17 protein-coding genes are annotated in these 16835 nt (G+C 38.3%); 1 reads left to right on the plus strand and 16 read right to left on the minus strand.

Annotation, left to right across the window (positions count from 1 at the left end; genetic code table 11):
- Position 1: 1 nt before the first annotated feature.
- Both ACF3OC_RS18425 and ACF3OC_RS18430 read right to left on the minus strand, forming a co-directional pair.
- Positions 2 to 2521: a DUF5686 family protein gene (locus tag ACF3OC_RS18425; protein ID WP_392470387.1), complete on the minus strand. Its 2520-nt coding sequence runs from the start codon at positions 2519 to 2521 to the stop codon at positions 2 to 4.
- A 100-nt stretch (positions 2522 to 2621) separates the two neighbouring features.
- Positions 2622 to 3110: an RrF2 family transcriptional regulator gene (locus tag ACF3OC_RS18430; protein WP_392470389.1), complete on the minus strand. Its 489-nt coding sequence runs from the start codon at positions 3108 to 3110 to the stop codon at positions 2622 to 2624.
- Positions 3111 to 3276: 166 nt separating this feature from the next.
- Between ACF3OC_RS18430 and ACF3OC_RS18435 the strand changes: the two genes are divergently transcribed.
- A complete protein-coding gene (locus tag ACF3OC_RS18435) occupies positions 3277 to 3747 on the plus strand; it encodes a hemerythrin domain-containing protein (protein WP_318271482.1) in 471 nt (156 codons plus the stop codon).
- Positions 3748 to 3813: 66 nt separating this feature from the next.
- Here the strand turns inward: ACF3OC_RS18435 and ACF3OC_RS18440 are convergent, their stop codons facing one another.
- Genes ACF3OC_RS18440 through ACF3OC_RS18505 form a run of 14 tightly spaced genes read right to left on the minus strand, consistent with a single transcriptional unit; the run spans position 3814 to position 16698 of the window.
- Positions 3814 to 5199 (minus strand): NADH-quinone oxidoreductase subunit N, encoded by a 1386-nt coding sequence (locus ACF3OC_RS18440; RefSeq protein ID WP_094257423.1) that lies wholly within the window; start codon positions 5197 to 5199, stop codon positions 3814 to 3816.
- Positions 5200 to 5219: 20 nt separating this feature from the next.
- Positions 5220 to 6668: a NuoM family protein gene (locus ACF3OC_RS18445; RefSeq protein ID WP_094257424.1), complete on the minus strand. Its 1449-nt coding sequence runs from the start codon at positions 6666 to 6668 to the stop codon at positions 5220 to 5222.
- A gap of 18 nt (positions 6669 to 6686) precedes the next feature.
- Positions 6687 to 8609: an NADH-quinone oxidoreductase subunit L gene (gene nuoL / locus ACF3OC_RS18450; protein ID WP_094257425.1), complete on the minus strand. Its 1923-nt coding sequence runs from the start codon at positions 8607 to 8609 to the stop codon at positions 6687 to 6689.
- Positions 8610 to 8640: 31 nt separating this feature from the next.
- Entirely contained in the window at positions 8641 to 8970 is a 330-nt protein-coding gene (nuoK, locus tag ACF3OC_RS18455; protein ID WP_094257426.1) for an NADH-quinone oxidoreductase subunit NuoK, read from the minus strand.
- Positions 8963 to 9469: an NADH-quinone oxidoreductase subunit J gene (locus ACF3OC_RS18460; RefSeq protein ID WP_094257427.1), complete on the minus strand. Its 507-nt coding sequence runs from the start codon at positions 9467 to 9469 to the stop codon at positions 8963 to 8965. Before ACF3OC_RS18460 ends, nuoK begins: the two co-directional genes overlap by 8 nt.
- A gap of 3 nt (positions 9470 to 9472) precedes the next feature.
- The gene (locus tag ACF3OC_RS18465) at positions 9473 to 9997 is read right to left on the minus strand and encodes an NADH-quinone oxidoreductase subunit I (protein WP_094257428.1); all 525 of its coding nucleotides are present in this window, start codon (positions 9995 to 9997) and stop codon (positions 9473 to 9475) included.
- Positions 9998 to 10009: 12 nt separating this feature from the next.
- Positions 10010 to 11047, minus strand: coding sequence for an NADH-quinone oxidoreductase subunit NuoH (gene nuoH, locus ACF3OC_RS18470; RefSeq protein WP_094257429.1), 1038 nt, complete (start codon positions 11045 to 11047; stop codon positions 10010 to 10012).
- Between the two features lie 10 nt (positions 11048 to 11057).
- Positions 11058 to 12074 (minus strand): 2Fe-2S iron-sulfur cluster-binding protein, encoded by a 1017-nt coding sequence (locus ACF3OC_RS18475; protein WP_094257430.1) that lies wholly within the window; start codon positions 12072 to 12074, stop codon positions 11058 to 11060.
- A gap of 24 nt (positions 12075 to 12098) precedes the next feature.
- Positions 12099 to 13454, minus strand: coding sequence for an NADH-quinone oxidoreductase subunit NuoF (gene nuoF, locus ACF3OC_RS18480; RefSeq protein WP_392470393.1), 1356 nt, complete (start codon positions 13452 to 13454; stop codon positions 12099 to 12101).
- Between the two features lie 4 nt (positions 13455 to 13458).
- The gene (gene nuoE / locus ACF3OC_RS18485) at positions 13459 to 13986 is read right to left on the minus strand and encodes an NADH-quinone oxidoreductase subunit NuoE (protein WP_392470395.1); all 528 of its coding nucleotides are present in this window, start codon (positions 13984 to 13986) and stop codon (positions 13459 to 13461) included.
- Positions 13979 to 15214, minus strand: coding sequence for an NADH-quinone oxidoreductase subunit D (locus tag ACF3OC_RS18490; RefSeq protein ID WP_179221525.1), 1236 nt, complete (start codon positions 15212 to 15214; stop codon positions 13979 to 13981). The genes nuoE and ACF3OC_RS18490 overlap by 8 nt, the downstream gene beginning before the upstream one ends.
- Before the next feature lie 11 nt (positions 15215 to 15225).
- Entirely contained in the window at positions 15226 to 15729 is a 504-nt protein-coding gene (locus ACF3OC_RS18495; RefSeq protein WP_094257433.1) for an NADH-quinone oxidoreductase subunit C, read from the minus strand.
- Entirely contained in the window at positions 15722 to 16276 is a 555-nt protein-coding gene (locus tag ACF3OC_RS18500) for an NADH-quinone oxidoreductase subunit B (RefSeq protein WP_093099582.1), read from the minus strand. The genes ACF3OC_RS18495 and ACF3OC_RS18500 overlap by 8 nt, the downstream gene beginning before the upstream one ends.
- Positions 16277 to 16317: 41 nt before the next feature.
- Positions 16318 to 16698, minus strand: a complete 381-nt coding sequence (locus tag ACF3OC_RS18505) for an NADH-quinone oxidoreductase subunit A (protein ID WP_094257434.1) — start codon at positions 16696 to 16698, stop codon at positions 16318 to 16320.
- Between the last annotated feature and the right edge of the window lie 137 nt (positions 16699 to 16835).

Below are 16835 nucleotides of genomic sequence, written 5' to 3' on the forward strand. Positions count from 1 at the left end.
ATTAAAAATTAATGTTTATGGTAAATCGAAAACGGTCATCTCTAACATTTGGGAGGTTTTTGTAAGAAAGTCTTTTTACATATTCAACTTTCAACACATTGAGGATATTGTCTATCCCTACTGTTCCTTCCCAATATGGCTCCCTATTCGGAACATACGTTAGGATTTCGCCTTCCGTATTTCTGTCAAATTCAACCACATTATTACTAATATACGGGTTATTTTGATCACTTAAGTGGCCATAAAACATTTGAGTACCCCAAACTTCACGCAGATTCAACTTATTGATCAATGGAATCTTATTGAATAAGAATCCTTGCATTTGGTGATAAAACCCAACTTTTACATATTGATCCGCTGCAAATTCCATTGGATTCATCATATCGAAATCGATTTTATGACGATCTTCCTTTTGCTTTACGTTTGGCAGTTCCAACATCGTATAAGGCAAAGTTCCCCATATCTTTCCACCTATCACCCTCACATCAGCAAAGCCCAATTGATTTAAGAAAAAACGCTTGGATGCTGCTGCAGTTAATTTATCATAGGCGTATGTCGTATTCCAAAAACCATCAAGACTATGGGTATACGTAACATTAAAGATCGGATACTTCTCAATTATGGTTTTTCGGGTCAGATTTCTATAGTAAAACTTCTCAAATGGTGCCCATCGGAAGTCTACATGTGCCTCATTACTTTGAATATGGGTTAGTAATTGATTCGGGTCACCCGAGTTTATTAATCGAAGGTCACCCACCGTATTCTGATTCCTATGGGTAAATCCGGTGGTTACACTTAAATGGTTACCAAATTCGATAACATGTTGCAATTGATAGGCCTGCGTATCGAACCATTTCGTGGGCCGATTTCTTCGAATAGAACGAAAGAAACTATCTCCTTTTAGAAAGCCAATTTGCTGACCTGGTTCCATAATATCACTCTGCACGGATCCTTCTATATAGTGAGCCGGAAATGTAACAACGGATTTCCTGTTTAGCGTGATCGCTGATTTCAAATAATACTTCAGCTGCGAATCATCCATCCCATAAGCCATATATCCCTCAAAAAAGGCCTTATCAGTCAATGCCTGGGTACTCCGGCCACCAATTCTAAATCTATTCCCTTCTATATTATTCTGACTATATAAATATTCTAGCGGTCCAATTTCAAACTTCCCGATATTATAAAATCCTTGCGAGAGAAGATATCCAACAGCCAACATCGTTTTAAAGCTCTTCTTATTATTGAGCGTCTCAATATTGATATAGGTATTTTGTTCGGCCTCATTTAAGGCAATCGGACGATTTGGAATAGTTATCCCTGCCTGTGGTAATACCTCTGTGGGTGGTCCAACAAAAATATCCCCAGGGAACTTAGTCCCTAATTCATAATTGCTATTGACACTGACCCTATCCGCGAAAATAGATTCCCCTTTCCGAATACCAAAAGTTAAAAAGGTATGGGTACTATCCATCAACATCACTCCACTTTCATCCTTGCTATAATGGAAATTGATACTTCCTTCCTTGACCCAATTCAAATTGGTTTCTTTGTTGATTTTTAGATCTGCTTTCTTGACCGCATAAGTTCCATCCATGCTGACTTGCAGGACACCCGTAAATAATAAATCTGTATTATTCCGAGGTTCAAATTTCAATTGGATAAAATAACCTTCTGAATTGAAGATCGTATCGGTGATATAATATTTATAAAATAATTTTCCATTATCCGCGATAGGACTTAAAAACTGCTTATTCAGGATATAAATGCTTTCATCATAAACATCTACCTGCTGAAACATATAATTTAAGAATTCCTGAATATTTGGGTTATTGATATATCGCTTATCAAACTCGGTCTTCTTCTGCGAAGTAATGATTTTCTTGAATTTTGAGGGGTCTTTTTTGCCGTAAACCTTGGAGTTGCTTTCTTCCAGATATAGGGATAATAACTTTTTGCCAGGATAACTAACCGAATCAATATTCCTAAATAGAAAATTCAAACCTAGCATCCCTTGCTTATTGGAGACTTTGGGATCCAACATTCCAAATTTCAGCTTATCATATTGATCAAACTCCAAGCTATCCTTACCCGACAATCTATTTTTATGCTTATTCCTGATAACCAAATCAATAAGCTCTACAGCTTTATTATTCCGATTGGTATACTTGCCTTTATGGCTAATGGAAACGGCTTCTATTCTATTGGATTCATGGAGAAGTTCAAATACAAAATTCTTGGTTTCTTGCGGAATATCAGTAACCAGGGTTTTAAACCCAAATGCTCTAATTTCCAATCTTTTTGAGGAACTGTCCAGCTGAAAGCTAAAGACTCCATTGCGATCGGCTGAGGTTGCTTTCTTGGTACTCAAATCCACAACCGTAGCACCTGCAATACCCTGTTTATTCTCCTTATCAAGGACTTTACCGGAAATAACAGATTGGGCCAACGAAAAGTTAACCGTTAAGCTAAAAACTAAAATAAATGCACAGCACGAATAGAAGAAAGAGACACTTCTCATAATTAAACCAGAACTTTATAAAGATACAATTTGTTGTGAAAGTTCAAATTATTTAACGAAAAAAGTCAGTCCATTATATTGCTTAATAATGATTTTTATGTTATTTTTTTTCAATTCTATTTAATTTTAAACTCCCTAAAATCAATTCATCATTGAACTGACCAAGGGTAATACTATTAAGAACACGATTAAGTTCGGATCTAATCGCTTTAAATTCATTATGTAAGGGACAGGGAAATTCCTCCGAACATTGCGGCAATCCCATCCCACATCCTATAAAGATATCATCTCCATCTATGGCTTTTACTACTTCAGAAAGCCGTTTATTCATTTCTACTTCCGTTAAATAAAATCCACCATTAGGCCCTTTAATTGACTTAACAATGCCTCCTTTACTCAACTCCTGCAAGATCTTCCCCAAAAATGGCTCCGGAGATTGAATATTACCCGCAATCTCTTTAATACCTACTTTTCGCCCCAACTGAGTCGACTTCGCTATATAAAACACCGCCCGAATTGCATACTCCGCTGATTTTGAAAACATCCCCATGAACCAAAAGTAGATATAATATTTGATATTGAATTCCAACTGATTTTTCTAATAATATTTCACTCCTCTGGAGTGAAGGACATAATGAAACAACTTCCCCCTTTCCGCCATCTCACAGTCATAAATCCATTAAACGACAAATTTGTCTTTTATTATTTTTATATTTACTTTCCTGCTGTATTAACCTCATAACATACAAATAATTATGGAAACAAAACCACTGAAAAGACATCCAGCCTTAAGACCTCTAAGCAAGGAACACCACTTTTCATTATTGATATGTTGGAAAATTAGGCGCGGATTGGAACTCAATATCGACCCTTCACGAATAGCAAAATATCTTATTTATTCCTGGGAAAATCATCTCTCCAAACATTTCCAAATTGAAGAAGATTATGTATTCCCTGTCCTTTCTTCCAGCAACAAATTAATACTGGATGCTATCGCTGATCATAAGACTTTAAAACGCTTGATCTTCACTGAAAATCACAATATCAAATCATTGAATCGCATCGAGGAAAAACTAGAATCCCATATTAGAATGGAGGAACGACAGCTTTTCCCTTTAATTCAAAGCGTAGCAACGGATTCACAGATGGAAATCATCAATGTAAAACATAACCATCCCATCCATGAACTTCCTTGGGAGGACGAATTTTGGGTCAGTAAATCCTAGAACAAAAAAATAAAAAAGTCAGGTAAGAAACCTGACTTAAATATCTTCTATAATTTATTTGCCTTATTACATTCCGAATAGCAATAAAACATCTGGATATACCCCAATAACAAAGGTCAAAATAACTGCTAAACCAAATACAATCTGGAAGTTGATTGGCATGGCTACTTTTTCCTCATCATTTGCCTTCATGAAATACATATGAACTACCACACGTAGATAATAATAGATACCAACCGCAGCATTAATGCCCGCAAGAATCAAAAGGACCGTATGGTAATCATTCATGACATTTGAGAACATCATAAACTTACCAATAAAACCTGCTGTCAATGGAATTCCCGCCAATGAAAGCATTGATATGGTGATAGTGAATGCTAGCCAAGGATTTTTCTTCCCTAGTCCATTGAATGATTCAAAACTATCCGAACCTGCCTGACGTTTGACAAGGATTAATGCTCCAAATGAAATAATTGATGCAAGTCCATAAGCCGCTGAATACATTAAAATACCTGAAGCCGAATTAGGACCAATCGATAAAATCGCAAAAAGCATATACCCAGCATGTGAAATACTCGAATAAGCAAGCATTCTTTTATAGCTGGTCTGCATCAAGGCAGTCACATTTCCGACAAATAAGGTGATGATAACAACAGTTAACAATACAGGTGTCCAGAACTCATTTAATGGCACCAAAACTGTACTGAACAATTTTAAGAATCCTGCAAATGAAGCGATCTTAACCACGGTACTCATAAAAGTTGTGATCAAAATTGGAGATCCGTCATAAACATCTGGTGTCCAAAAATGAAATGGGGCAGCTCCGACTTTGAAACATAGTCCAACTAATAAAAGTAGAATACCACCATAAAAAATAGAGGATACTCCAGTTGGATTGTCAATGATATATTGCTTAATTACTTCAAGGTCAAAAGAACCTGTGGAACCATATAACAAGGTAATACCAAATAATAGGAACCCTGTGGAGAATGCTCCCATTAAAAAGTATTTCAACGAGGCTTCATTGGAAACCTTATCCGTTCTTCTAATACCGGCCAAAATATAGAGTGCAACAGACATAATCTCCAAACCAATAAATAACATGGCGAAATTATGATAAGCACAAACAATTAAGGCTCCGGTCAGTGAGAATAAAATAAGCGTATAATACTCAGCAATATTATCTGAAATGGCCTTGAAATACTCTTTCGACAATAACAAAATCAATATGGTCAGAGCAATACATATCATGGAAAAGGATAGGGAAAAATGATCGAAAATAACCATCCCCTTATATAGAGGCAAAGCCTCCACATTCCAATAATAAGCTTCCAGACCCAAGGCAATCAACAAGCCTAATATACTAACAGGTAATAATGCATTTTTCGCTTTGTACAAGCCTATGTACAAAATCAAAATACCTAACAAAGAAAGCGTAATAATCGCACCCATAATATATCCTTAAACTTGTACTATTTAATTTGTTGTAATAACTGTGAAACTGAAGCTTCTGAAAGATGTAACAATCCATTTGGAAGAACACCTATCAATATAACAAGGATAACGATAATCGATAATAAGATTACCTCATATCCGGAAATATCTTTTACTTGAACTTGGTTGTCATTGATTTGACCCAACATGGTTTTTTGATAAAATCTCAGCATATAAACTGCCCCGAAAATCAAAGTTGTACCTCCCAGAACAGCATATAAAACGCCATTCTCAGGACTTGCAAAGATTCCTTTCAATAACAAGAACTCGCCAATAAAACCATTTGTCAACGGAAGACCTATTGCTCCCATAATAATAACCAAAAACGTAATGGCTAGAATCGGCATATTTTGAGCAAGACCTCCTAATTCGGATAAATCCCTGCTCCCTGTTCTTTTTTGAATAATATCAATCACAAAAAATAGACCTACTACAGAAATACCATGGTTGATCATTTGAAGGATTGCTCCTTGTAAGCCTTCTTGCGTTAATGAGAATATACCTGCTGCAATCAAACCTACGTGGGCAATAGACGAATAAGCGACCAAACGTTTTGCATCTTTCATCTTAAATGCGATTATCGAACCATAAACAACTCCGATAATACCCATGATCAATGCGATATTCCCATATCTTGAAACCGCCTCTGGTGCTAATGGCAATAACCATCTCAGCAAACCAAAAAGACCCATTTTCAACATAATTCCGGATAATAACATCGTACCAGCTGGCGCCGCATGTGTATAGGTATCGGGCTGCCAAGAATGAAATGGAAACAATGGAATCTTAATGGCAAAAGCAATAAAGAAAGCCCAGAAAATCCAATTTTGAGCAGCATCCGTTAAATCTAAATTCGTTAATGCTGTCCAGGACATATCTCGTCCTCCTGTTTGTTGGTATAAGTAAATGATAGCAATCAACATCAACAAACTACCAAAGAAGGTGTAAACAAAGAATTTCAAATTTATCTTGATGCGGTTTCCATCTCCCCATAGGGCACAGATAAAATAAATAGGGATTAAAGTAGCTTCCCAACCTACATAAAATGAAAATGCATCTAGGGATATAAAAACCAAAACTAATCCGGCTTGCATAAACGAAACCAGACCATAGAATCCTCCCTTTTGATCATGACCAAAACTGGCCAAGATAATCAAAGGAATCAATCCATTGGTTAAAATTAACAGAGGAAGGCTGATTCCATCTAAACCAATATGAAATTGAATACTTAACGCAGAAATCCAATTCCAACTTTGTGAAAATTGAACACTTGCATCAGGCACAAAATTACAGATGAAAGGAATTGTTAAGCCTAATTGAATAAGTGACAAGACCAATGCAGCCCATTTCGCAGAGCTGTTCTTGATAAAGGCTAAAATGATAGCACTTATTACAGGTAAAATTAGCAGTATAAAAAGGTTGTCCATTGATTCCTAAATTCTGATCTAGATTGTAAATAACCCATAAAGCATGAAAGCAATAACTCCGATCACCATCATAAAAATATAAAACCCAACGTTTCCACTCTGGATCTGACGAATGCCCTTTCCAGAAGAAACAAACAATTCCCCAATTCCAGTGACCAAACCATCAATTCCTGACTTATCAACTACACGATGCAAAAATTTCGATAATCCATTTAATGGACGTATGATTATTGTATCATATAATTCATCAATATACATTTTATGGTAGGAAAAATTATATAATCCGCCTTGGTTTGTAGCACCATCAGCTTGTGGAATATCAGATTTCTTAACGTATTTATTGTAAGCAACAAATGCCATGATAATCGCACCTAAGGCAGAAGCTCCCATCAGGATAAACTCTGTGCTGTGTGATAAATGAAATGGTTCAACCACTTGGTTGGTCTGAGCAAATACTGGGCTCAGGAAGTTCGCTAACCATGCTCCTCCATGTAGAGCTTCAGGAATATTAATAGCACCACCAATTACAGATAGAACAGCCAGGACAATTAATGGAATCGTCATGGATGTTGGCGATTCATGTAATTGATGCTTTTGACTTTCTGTTCCTCTGAATTCTCCGAAAAACGTCATATATAGCAATCTAAACATATAGAAGGCTGTACATAATGCGCCAAAAAAGCCTAAAACCCAAAATACTGGACTTGAAACAAAGGCATGAGCTAATATTTCATCTTTTGAGAAAAACCCTGACAATGGCGGAATGCCCGAAATAGCAATGGTACCAATCAACATTGTTGCATAGGTAATTGGAAGATATTTCTTCAAGCCTCCCATTTGTCGCATATCCTGTTCCTCACTCATAGCGTGAATCACCGAACCTGCTCCTAGGAATAATAAGGCTTTGAAAAATGCATGTGTTAATACATGGAAAAATGCTCCAGTAAATGCACCAACCCCTAATCCCAAAAACATATAGCCCAATTGAGATACAGTAGAATATGCCAGAACTTTCTTAATATCGTTTTGCGTAATTGCAATAAAGGCAGCTATCAAAGCAGTAGCTATTCCTATAATTGCAATAATCTCCATCGTAATTGGCGATAGGGTAAACATGATGTTCGAACGAGCAATCATATAAATACCAGCTGTAACCATCGTTGCAGCGTGAATTAATGCTGAAACAGGTGTTGGACCTGCCATTGCATCTGGCAACCAGGTAAATAATGGAATTTGAGCCGATTTACCAGTAGCAGCAACAAAGAGTAATAAAGTTATAATCAACAAACTCGTATCACCCATAGCTAATTTACCTGCTGCAGGGAATACAGTTTGAAACTCTAATGAGCCAAAGTTTGCTAGGATAAAGAACATCGCAATCAAAAATCCTAAATCCCCGATACGGTTCATTACAAAAGCTTTTTTCGCAGCTTTTGCATAATTGCTATTCTTAAACCAGAATCCAATCAACAGGTATGAACATAATCCGACACCTTCCCAGCCGATGAACATCACTAGGTAGTTTGAACCTAATACCAACAATAACATAAAGAAGATAAACAGGTTCAAATATGAAAAGTATTTCGCGAACCCTTCATCATTGGACATATAACCAGCCGAATATAAATGGATCAGAAATCCTACTCCGGTAATGATTAATAGCATAATCGAACTCAATGGATCGACCAAAAAACTAATATTGAAACTAAAGTTTCCTACTGAAAACCAATTGTAAACTTCTTGGAATATTATGCCATCACCCCCTGCTTGTCTTGCATCATAAACTTCCTTGAAAATACCACAGCTAAGTAAAAATGAAATGAGGATCGTTCCACAACCTATTATTGATACCAATGGCTTTGGTGTGCTTTTTCTAAGCAATCCAATCATTAGAAATCCTAATAACGGAATTAATGGGAGCATCCAAATGAATTCTTTCATATCCAATTCTCTCTTAAATTCTTATTTATTTTTACCACCTCAGCTTATTCAGGGAATCAATATCCACTGATTTGGTATTCCTATAAACCATAATTATAATGGCCAACCCAACGGCAACTTCTGCCGCGGCCAAAGCCATAATAAAAAATACAAAAACCTGTCCGCTGGCATCGCCTCGGTATGATGAAAATGCAGCCAACAATAAATTCACTGAATTAAGCATCAGCTCGATGGACATCATAATAATAATGACATTCCGACGGATCAATACTCCAATAACACCGATTGAAAAAATAATGCTACAGAAGATCAAATAATGATTCAGGGGAATACCCTGCATATTTTCCATTAAACTACCCATGTTGTTTAGCTCGTGTTTCTTTCTTTGCCAATAAGACTGCTCCTACCATGGCTGTTAACAATAAAATGGATGATAACTCAAATGGAAGTAAAAAATCACGGAACAATACTTTTCCTAAGTTTTTCACTAAACCAATCTCCTCTTGACTCTTTACAAATTCATTGTTTGTTTCCAAAATTCGGAATGCCCCTAAAAAGGTCACCAACAAACACATTCCCGCAATAACGCCCATAAACTTCACTAAATGGGACTTCATCGGCTCCGTCTCTTTATTGAGGTTCAATAACATCAATACAAATAAGAATAGAACCATAATCGCACCCATATATACAATGAAATTCACAACCGCCAAGAACTGTGCATTCAAAAGAATATAATGAACCGTAAAGGTGAAAAAAGTAATGACTAAGTAGAGTACACTATGTACTGGATTCTTCGTGAAGATGGTCATCAACGCAAAAAAGATAGATAGAAACGCTACAAAATAAAAAATGCTCATAGGTTATGCTTGCTGATTTTGAGATAATTTGGTGATATCAAATTTTGGTTCCAACAATTTGTCTTTCCCATATATGAAATCTTTACGTAAATAATCTGCGGTAACATGCGTACCATCCAAATAAATTGCTTCTTTCGGACATGCCTCTTCACAAAGACCACAAAATATACAACGTAACATATTGATCTCATACACTACTGCATATTTTTCCTCTCTATAAAGGTTCTCTTCTCCTTTTTTACGCTCCCCTGCGGTCATCGTAATGGCTTCCGCTGGACATGATAATGCACATAGACCACAAGCAGTACAACGCTCTCGACCTTGTTCATCACGCTTTAAGGAATGTTGACCCCTAAAATTCTTCGAATAAGGTCTAATTTCCTCTGGATATTTTACCGTTGGAATCTTCTTGAAGAAGTGTCTTATGGTAATCGATAAACCCTTTGCTATGGCAGGCAAGTAAATGCGCTCCCAAAAGTTCATCGGCTTTTGTTCTAATACTTTTTTTCTATTTGATAACGACTGCATGGCCTCTCCCGATTAAAAGTAAGTGTCTTTAACAATGGTAATAATTCCCGTCAGTACAATATTTGCAATCGCCAATGGAATCAACATTTTCCAACCTAAATTCATAAGTTGGTCATATCGGAATCGTGGCAATGTCCATCTTACCCACATAAAGAAAAAGATAAACCCAAATATTTTAAGGAAAAACACCAATACCCCTATTATTGTAATCCAATTCTCAGATAGACCTAAGTCATACATGAACGGGAAGTTGTATCCTCCGAAATATAATGCTGCCATCAAGGATGATGAAACAAACATATTGATATACTCAGAGAACATATATAAACCTAATTTCATGGAAGAATACTCTGTATGATATCCACCCACTAACTCGGTTTCACATTCTGGTAAGTCAAATGGAACCCGATTACATTCTGCAAATGCACAGGTCATAAAAATCAGGAATCCCAGAGGTTGAACCCAGATATTCCAGTTTACAAAGCCTGACTGTTGAGCCACGATTTCACCAATGGATAGTGTGCCAGTAACCATCAATAAAGCGATCAACGACAAACCCATTGCAATTTCGTAACTGATACTTTGTGAAGCAGCACGAATTGCCCCCATCAGGGAGAACTTGTTGTTGGAAGCCCAGCCTCCTAACATAATTCCATAAACTCCCAAGGCAATAACGCCGAAGATATACAAAACCCCGATATTCACATCTGCAACTTGTAAACTAATGGCTTTATCACCAATCGTTAAGGTTTGCCCCCACGGAATTACCGCAGAACTAATACAGGCAGTAATAATTGCTATGGTAGGTCCTAGAATAAATAAGGTTTTGTGAGCTCCTGCAGGAATAATCTCTTCCTTGAAAAAGAATTTTCCACCATCACATAAGGGTTGTAATATCCCAAATAATCCAGCTCGATCAGGGCCATGTCGGTCCTGCATGAATCCTGCAATCTTACGTTCTGCTAAAGTAGAATACATGGCAATAACTAATGTAACCACAAATATGATGACAACTAAGATTAATTTCTCTAAAATAAAGGCCGTTTCCATCTTCCTTTTCCTATTTTAATTTTTCAGATCTTGCCAATTGCTCCACATTCGCCTCCTGTAATACCGGATTATCTTGGATTACACTCGGTGGATCAAATTGATGATAATGGTTCGAAGCAATTACCGATTGATCGCTGATCTTCGTTGGCTCCTCTAAAACCCAATCATCCGTACGCTTGGTCTCGAATCTACAGGTATCACAGATAAATTCTTCAACCTCATTATACTCATCTTTCCTGCCTGTTACACGGATGACATCTGGCCCTTTATACCATAATGTAACCTTTCCTGAGCATTTTGGACAATCCCGATGCGCATCTACTGGCTTGGTAAACCAAACCCTATTTTTAAACCTAAAGGTTTTGTCTGTCAATGCTCCAACCGGACAAACATCAATGACATTCCCTATGAAATCATGATCTAATGCCTCATGGATATAGGTTGAAATCTCAGCATGATCTCCACGGAATAATATTCCATGTTCACGCTTGTTTGTCAATTGATTCGCAACGTATACACAACGATAGCATAGTATACAGCGATTCATATGCAATTGAATCTTCTCTCCTATATCAATTCTCTCAAATGTTCTTCTGTCAAATTCATATCTGGTCTTCTCCGCTCCATGCTCATAGCTTAAATCCTGAAGCTTACACTCCCCTGCCTGATCACAAACCGGACAATCCAATGGATGATTGATCAACAACATCTCCACCACTGCCTTTCTTGCATCAACTACTTCCGGAGAGGTGATATTTAACACCTCCATTCCGTCCATTACAGTTGTACGACAAGATGCTACTAACTTCGGCATTGGTCTCGGGTCTTTTTCAGAACCCTTACTTACTTTCACCAAACAGGTCCGGCATTTTCCACCAGTACCTTCTAGCTTAGAATAATAGCACATTGCTGGAGGAACAATCTCTCCGCCAATCTGCCGAGCAGCATTTAATATCGTAGTACCCGGAGCAACTTCAATTGTTATTCCGTCTATCATTACTTTAAAATTTTGAACTTCTTCTGCCATCGTTGCTCTTAATTAATATGACCCTTATTCGGTTACTGGAACCAATGGATCTGCATAATGTGCTAAACCGTAGTTTCTCTTCTGTGCTTCTTCGGGATGTAGGATATGCCATTCAAATTCATCCCTAAAATGACGAATCGCAGCGGCAACAGGCCATGCTGCAGCATCTCCCAATGGACAGATCGTATTTCCTTCAATCTTTTGCTGTACCTGCCACAACAATTCAATATCCGACATATCTCCATGTCCTGTTTCGATCTTATTCAAGATCTTCTCCATCCAGCCCGTACCTTCACGACATGGCGAACATTGTCCACAACTTTCATGTCTATAGAAACGGGTATAATTATAGGTATTGCGAACAATACACTGATCTTCATCAAATACAATGAAACCACCTGAACCCATCGCCGTACCACTCACAAAGCCTCCGTCTGCCAATGACTCATAGGCCATCAATCGTGAATCTCCTTTAATGGTCTTCACAATCAGGTTCGCTGGTAATATAGGAACAGAAGAACCTCCAGCTACAACAGCCTTCAATCGTTTTCCATTCGCCATTCCGCCACAATATTCATCAGAAAAGATAAACTCTTCCACTGGGACACCCATCTCAATTTCATATACTCCAGGTTTTGCAATATTCCCTGACGCTGAAATCAATTTGGTACCTGTACTTCTTTCAATTCCAATTTTAGCATATTCCTCACCACCATCATTGACAATAGGAACTGTTGCAGCAATGGACTCCACGTTATTAACTACCGTAGGGCAGCCATATAACCCTGACACTGCAGGAAATGGAGGTTTTATTCTTGGATTCCCTCTTTTTCCTTCCAGGGATTCCAATAAGGCAGTCTCTTCACCACAGATATATGCACCACCACCTGGTTGCACATAGATCTCTAGATCATATCCTGTCCCTAGAATATTCTTACCCAAAAAGCCAGCTGCTTTTGCTTCTTCGATCGCCTTCTCCATGATTCGGATTTGTGGCATCATCTCTCCACGGATGTAGATATAAGATGTATTTGCTCCCAAAGCATAGCTGGAAACGATCATACCTTCAATCAAAGCATGCGGAAGATAAGTCATCAAGTAACGATCCTTGAACGTCCCAGGCTCTGATTCGTCACCATTACATACTAAATAGCGTGGAACACCTTCCGGCTTTGCCAGAAAACTCCATTTCATTCCTGTAGGAAATCCTGCTCCACCACGACCTCGAAGTCCTGATTTCTTCACTTCTTCCACAACATCCTCAGGTGACATGCTCTTCAATGCCTTCTCTACAGCACGATAGCCACCCTTCTCACGATATACAGCGAAGGTATTGATACCCGGCACATTGATATGTTCTAATAATAACTTACGTCCCATATTACTAAGCCTCGCTTTTTGTTTTATTTTTTAAATCGCCGATTAATTGATCGACACTCTCCGGTGTAAGATTCTCATAGAAGGTATAGCTTGGACCGATCTGAAGCACGGGACCAAATCCACATGCCGCCAAACACTCCACGCCCCGCCAAGAGAACATCCCATCATCAGTCACTTCTCCTTCTTTTACGCCTAATTTCTCTTCAATATGAGCCATGATCTTCTCTGCACCAACCAAGCAACATGGCCCCGTTCGGCATACCTCAAGAACATATTTTCCTTGTGGCTGTAAAAAATACATGGAATAGAAAGTTGCAACCTCAAATACTTCGATAGGCTCAATGCTCAGGAAGGTTGCTACTTTCTCCATAGCATCCACACTTAGCCAGCCATATTCCTCTTGTACCAAGTGAAGGATGGGCAATAATGCTGATTTTTGCTTTCCTTCAGGATAACGACTTACAACTTCGGAGAATTTCCCCAAAAGCTCTGTCGAAAACTCGACAATCATATTTTCTTTAACACTAAGCATCTAATTCACCAGCTATTACGTTTAAACTACTCATATTGATAATCGCATCTGAAATTAACATCCCACTGGTCATTGGTGCAAACATCTGGTAGTTGATGAAAGATGGTCGTCTGAAGTGTAGACGATATGGAGTTCTACCTCCATCATGAACCAAATAAAATCCTAACTCCCCATTTGCCCCCTCAACAGAATGATAAATCTCAGCTTTTGGAGCATCCCATTCTCCCATCACAATTTTAAAATGATAGATTAAGGCCTCCATACTTGTATATACTTGTTCTTTTGGCGGAAGATAAAAATCAGGAACATCTGCATGGAAAATGCCTTTTGGCTCCTTGTCAATCTTCTCCAGCGCTTGTTCAATGATGCGAAGGGATTGCCACATCTCCTCATTTCTGACCATAAAACGGTCATAAACATCCCCATTTGTCCCTACTGGAATATCAAAATCAAATTCCTCGTATGAACAGTATGGTGAATGCGCCCTAACGTCATAATCCACTCCAGTGGCGCGTAGAATCGGTCCGGACCAGCTATAACTTAAAGCTTCCTCAGGTGTAACTGCCGCAACATTGGAGGTACGCTCGATAAAAATTCTATTTCTGTCAAATAATTCTTGAAACTCCTTCAATACTGGAGGAAATCTCTTTAAGAATTCTCTGATCTTTTCAAAAGCTACATCATTGAAATCACGTTCAAAACCACCAATACGACCAATATTAGTCGTTAATCGTGCTCCACAGATCTCCTCATAGATCTCATAGATGAATTCACGCTCCTGCATCACATACAAAAAGCCTGAAAACGCCCCGGTATCTACTCCCAAAATACCATTACAGATAATATGGTCGGCAATTCTGGCAAGCTCCATGACGATGACGCGCATATATTGAACCCGCTTTGGAATCTCAATATCCAACAGCTTTTCCACTGTCATATGCCAACCCATATTATTGATCGGTGAGGAACAATAATTCAATCGGTCTGTCAATGGGGTAATTTGATAGAAAGGTCTATGCTCTGCGATTTTCTCAAAAGCACGGTGGATATAGCCAATGGTGGAAACAGCATTGACTATCCGCTCCCCATCAATCTGTACAACATTCTGGAATACACCATGTGTTGCCGGGTGAGTAGGGCCAATATTTAAGGTCACCAATTCATCTTGAGGATCATTATCATCAAAGACTGGTGCATTATGTGATATTCTTGAAATTGATTTACTCATGATATCCGCTCTTATCGTCCAAAATAAAAATCCTTCTTATCCACACGATTTGGATCTTCTAGTGGATATTCCTTACGCATCGGGAAAACACCTAGATCATCCATATTTAAAATCCTTCTTAAATCTGGATGGCCTTCAAAATGTATCCCAAAGAAATCATAAGTTTCACGCTCCATCCAATTTGCCCCATTCCACAATACCGTGGCGCTAGGAATACTTGGATTCTCCTTTGTTAAGAAAACCTTAACCCGAATACGAACATTATGAACCAGGCTATGCACATGATATACAACAGCGAAAGGTTTTTCTTTCTCCGGATAATGAACAGCAGTAATATCAGTCAAATAAATAAACTGCATGAATTCATCATTCTTAATGCTGGATAGCAAGTCAATGATATGTTCCGTATCGGTTTCGACTGTTAAAAGTCCTTTAGGTTCTGATATATGGGTTAGATGATCGCCAAATTGTGACTTCAGCTTATCAATAACCGTTTGATTAGTCAACTTATCCATTATCTGTTGCAATTCCGTACTTTTCTAATAAGGCTTTATACTCCGGCGTATTTCTTCGGTTCAAAGATTCGTTCTTTACAATATCCTGAAGTCTTAATACTCCATCCAGAATTGCTTCAGGACGGGGCGGACAGCCTGGAACATAGACGTCGACTGGAATAATCTCATCAATACCTTGTAATACGGAGTAAGTATCGAAAATCCCACCACTTGATGCACAAGCACCAACGGCGATTACCCAGCGGGGTTCTGCCATCTGAACATACACCTGTTTTAAAACCGGCGCCATCTTTTTGGCAATTGTCCCCATTACTAGCAACATATCCGCTTGTCTTGGCGAGAAACTAGGACGCTCCGCACCAAACCTTGCTAAATCATATGTGGAACCCATAGTCGCCATAAACTCGATCCCACAACAGGAGGTTGCAAATGGTAATGGCCACAATGAGTTCGCTCGTGCCAACCCAATGGCCTTATCCAATGTCGTTGCAAAGAATCCTGCTCCTTCTACACCTGGAGGCGCATCTGATAAGGTAATATTACTCATCTTATTGTCTATTAAATGATTGGCCTTGAATCAACCTGCGGTTAGTCCCAGTCCAATGCCTTCTTCTTAATGATATAAATAAACCCTAAAAGCAATAAGCCCATGAATACAAACATCTCAATCAATCCCTGCACCCCAAATTCGCGGAAATTAACAGCCCATGGATACATAAAAATCACCTCGATGTCGAAAATGACAAATAAGATGGCTACCAAAAAATACTTGATTGAAAAAGGTTGACGCGCATTACCAACGACCTCAACACCAGACTCAAAAGCACCTAACTTGTTCTCGGTACGTACTTTTGGCCCAATAAGATGTGTCCCAATAATTGTTGTAACACCAAAACCTACGGCCACCGCCAATTGAATTAATATAGGAATATAATCTATAGGCGCACTTTGCCCTGCTAGTCCATCCATATCTTTAGTTTATTGCTATTAGTAGTATAGCAAAAATAACAAAATATGTCAATAAAAAAAGGATAGACCCAGCCTGAGGCATTGCTTTTTGTTATTTTGAATCATTATAAATTAGAGATGTTTTACCAAAGAATATA

This window comes from Sphingobacterium cellulitidis (assembly GCF_043187465.1).
Classification (GTDB): domain Bacteria; phylum Bacteroidota; class Bacteroidia; order Sphingobacteriales; family Sphingobacteriaceae; genus Sphingobacterium; species Sphingobacterium cellulitidis.

Bases quoted from the DNA above. Each gene is read 5' to 3' on its own strand.
- ACF3OC_RS18505 (WP_094257434.1), bottom strand. From the start codon at position 16,698: ATGGATGGACTAGCAGGGCAAAGTGCGCCTATAGATTATATTCCTATA.
- ACF3OC_RS18435 (WP_318271482.1), top strand. From the start codon at position 3,277: ATGGAAACAAAACCACTGAAAAGACATCCAGCCTTAAGACCTCTAAGC.
- nuoE (WP_392470395.1), bottom strand. From the start codon at position 13,986: ATGCTTAGTGTTAAAGAAAATATGATTGTCGAGTTTTCGACAGAGCTT.
- ACF3OC_RS18475 (WP_094257430.1), bottom strand. From the start codon at position 12,074: ATGGCAGAAGAAGTTCAAAATTTTAAAGTAATGATAGACGGAATAACA.
- ACF3OC_RS18465 (WP_094257428.1), bottom strand. From the start codon at position 9,997: ATGCAGTCGTTATCAAATAGAAAAAAAGTATTAGAACAAAAGCCGATG.
- ACF3OC_RS18425 (WP_392470387.1), bottom strand. From the start codon at position 2,521: ATGAGAAGTGTCTCTTTCTTCTATTCGTGCTGTGCATTTATTTTAGTT.
- nuoH (WP_094257429.1), bottom strand. From the start codon at position 11,047: ATGGAAACGGCCTTTATTTTAGAGAAATTAATCTTAGTTGTCATCATA.
- ACF3OC_RS18500 (WP_093099582.1), bottom strand. From the start codon at position 16,276: ATGAGTAATATTACCTTATCAGATGCGCCTCCAGGTGTAGAAGGAGCA.
- ACF3OC_RS18440 (WP_094257423.1), bottom strand. From the start codon at position 5,199: ATGGGTGCGATTATTACGCTTTCTTTGTTAGGTATTTTGATTTTGTAC.
- nuoK (WP_094257426.1), bottom strand. From the start codon at position 8,970: ATGGGTAGTTTAATGGAAAATATGCAGGGTATTCCCCTGAATCATTAT.
- ACF3OC_RS18490 (WP_179221525.1), bottom strand. From the start codon at position 15,214: ATGAGTAAATCAATTTCAAGAATATCACATAATGCACCAGTCTTTGAT.
- ACF3OC_RS18445 (WP_094257424.1), bottom strand. From the start codon at position 6,668: ATGGACAACCTTTTTATACTGCTAATTTTACCTGTAATAAGTGCTATC.
- ACF3OC_RS18495 (WP_094257433.1), bottom strand. From the start codon at position 15,729: ATGGATAAGTTGACTAATCAAACGGTTATTGATAAGCTGAAGTCACAA.
- ACF3OC_RS18460 (WP_094257427.1), bottom strand. From the start codon at position 9,469: ATGAGCATTTTTTATTTTGTAGCGTTTCTATCTATCTTTTTTGCGTTG.
- nuoL (WP_094257425.1), bottom strand. From the start codon at position 8,609: ATGAAAGAATTCATTTGGATGCTCCCATTAATTCCGTTATTAGGATTT.
- nuoF (WP_392470393.1), bottom strand. From the start codon at position 13,454: ATGGGACGTAAGTTATTATTAGAACATATCAATGTGCCGGGTATCAAT.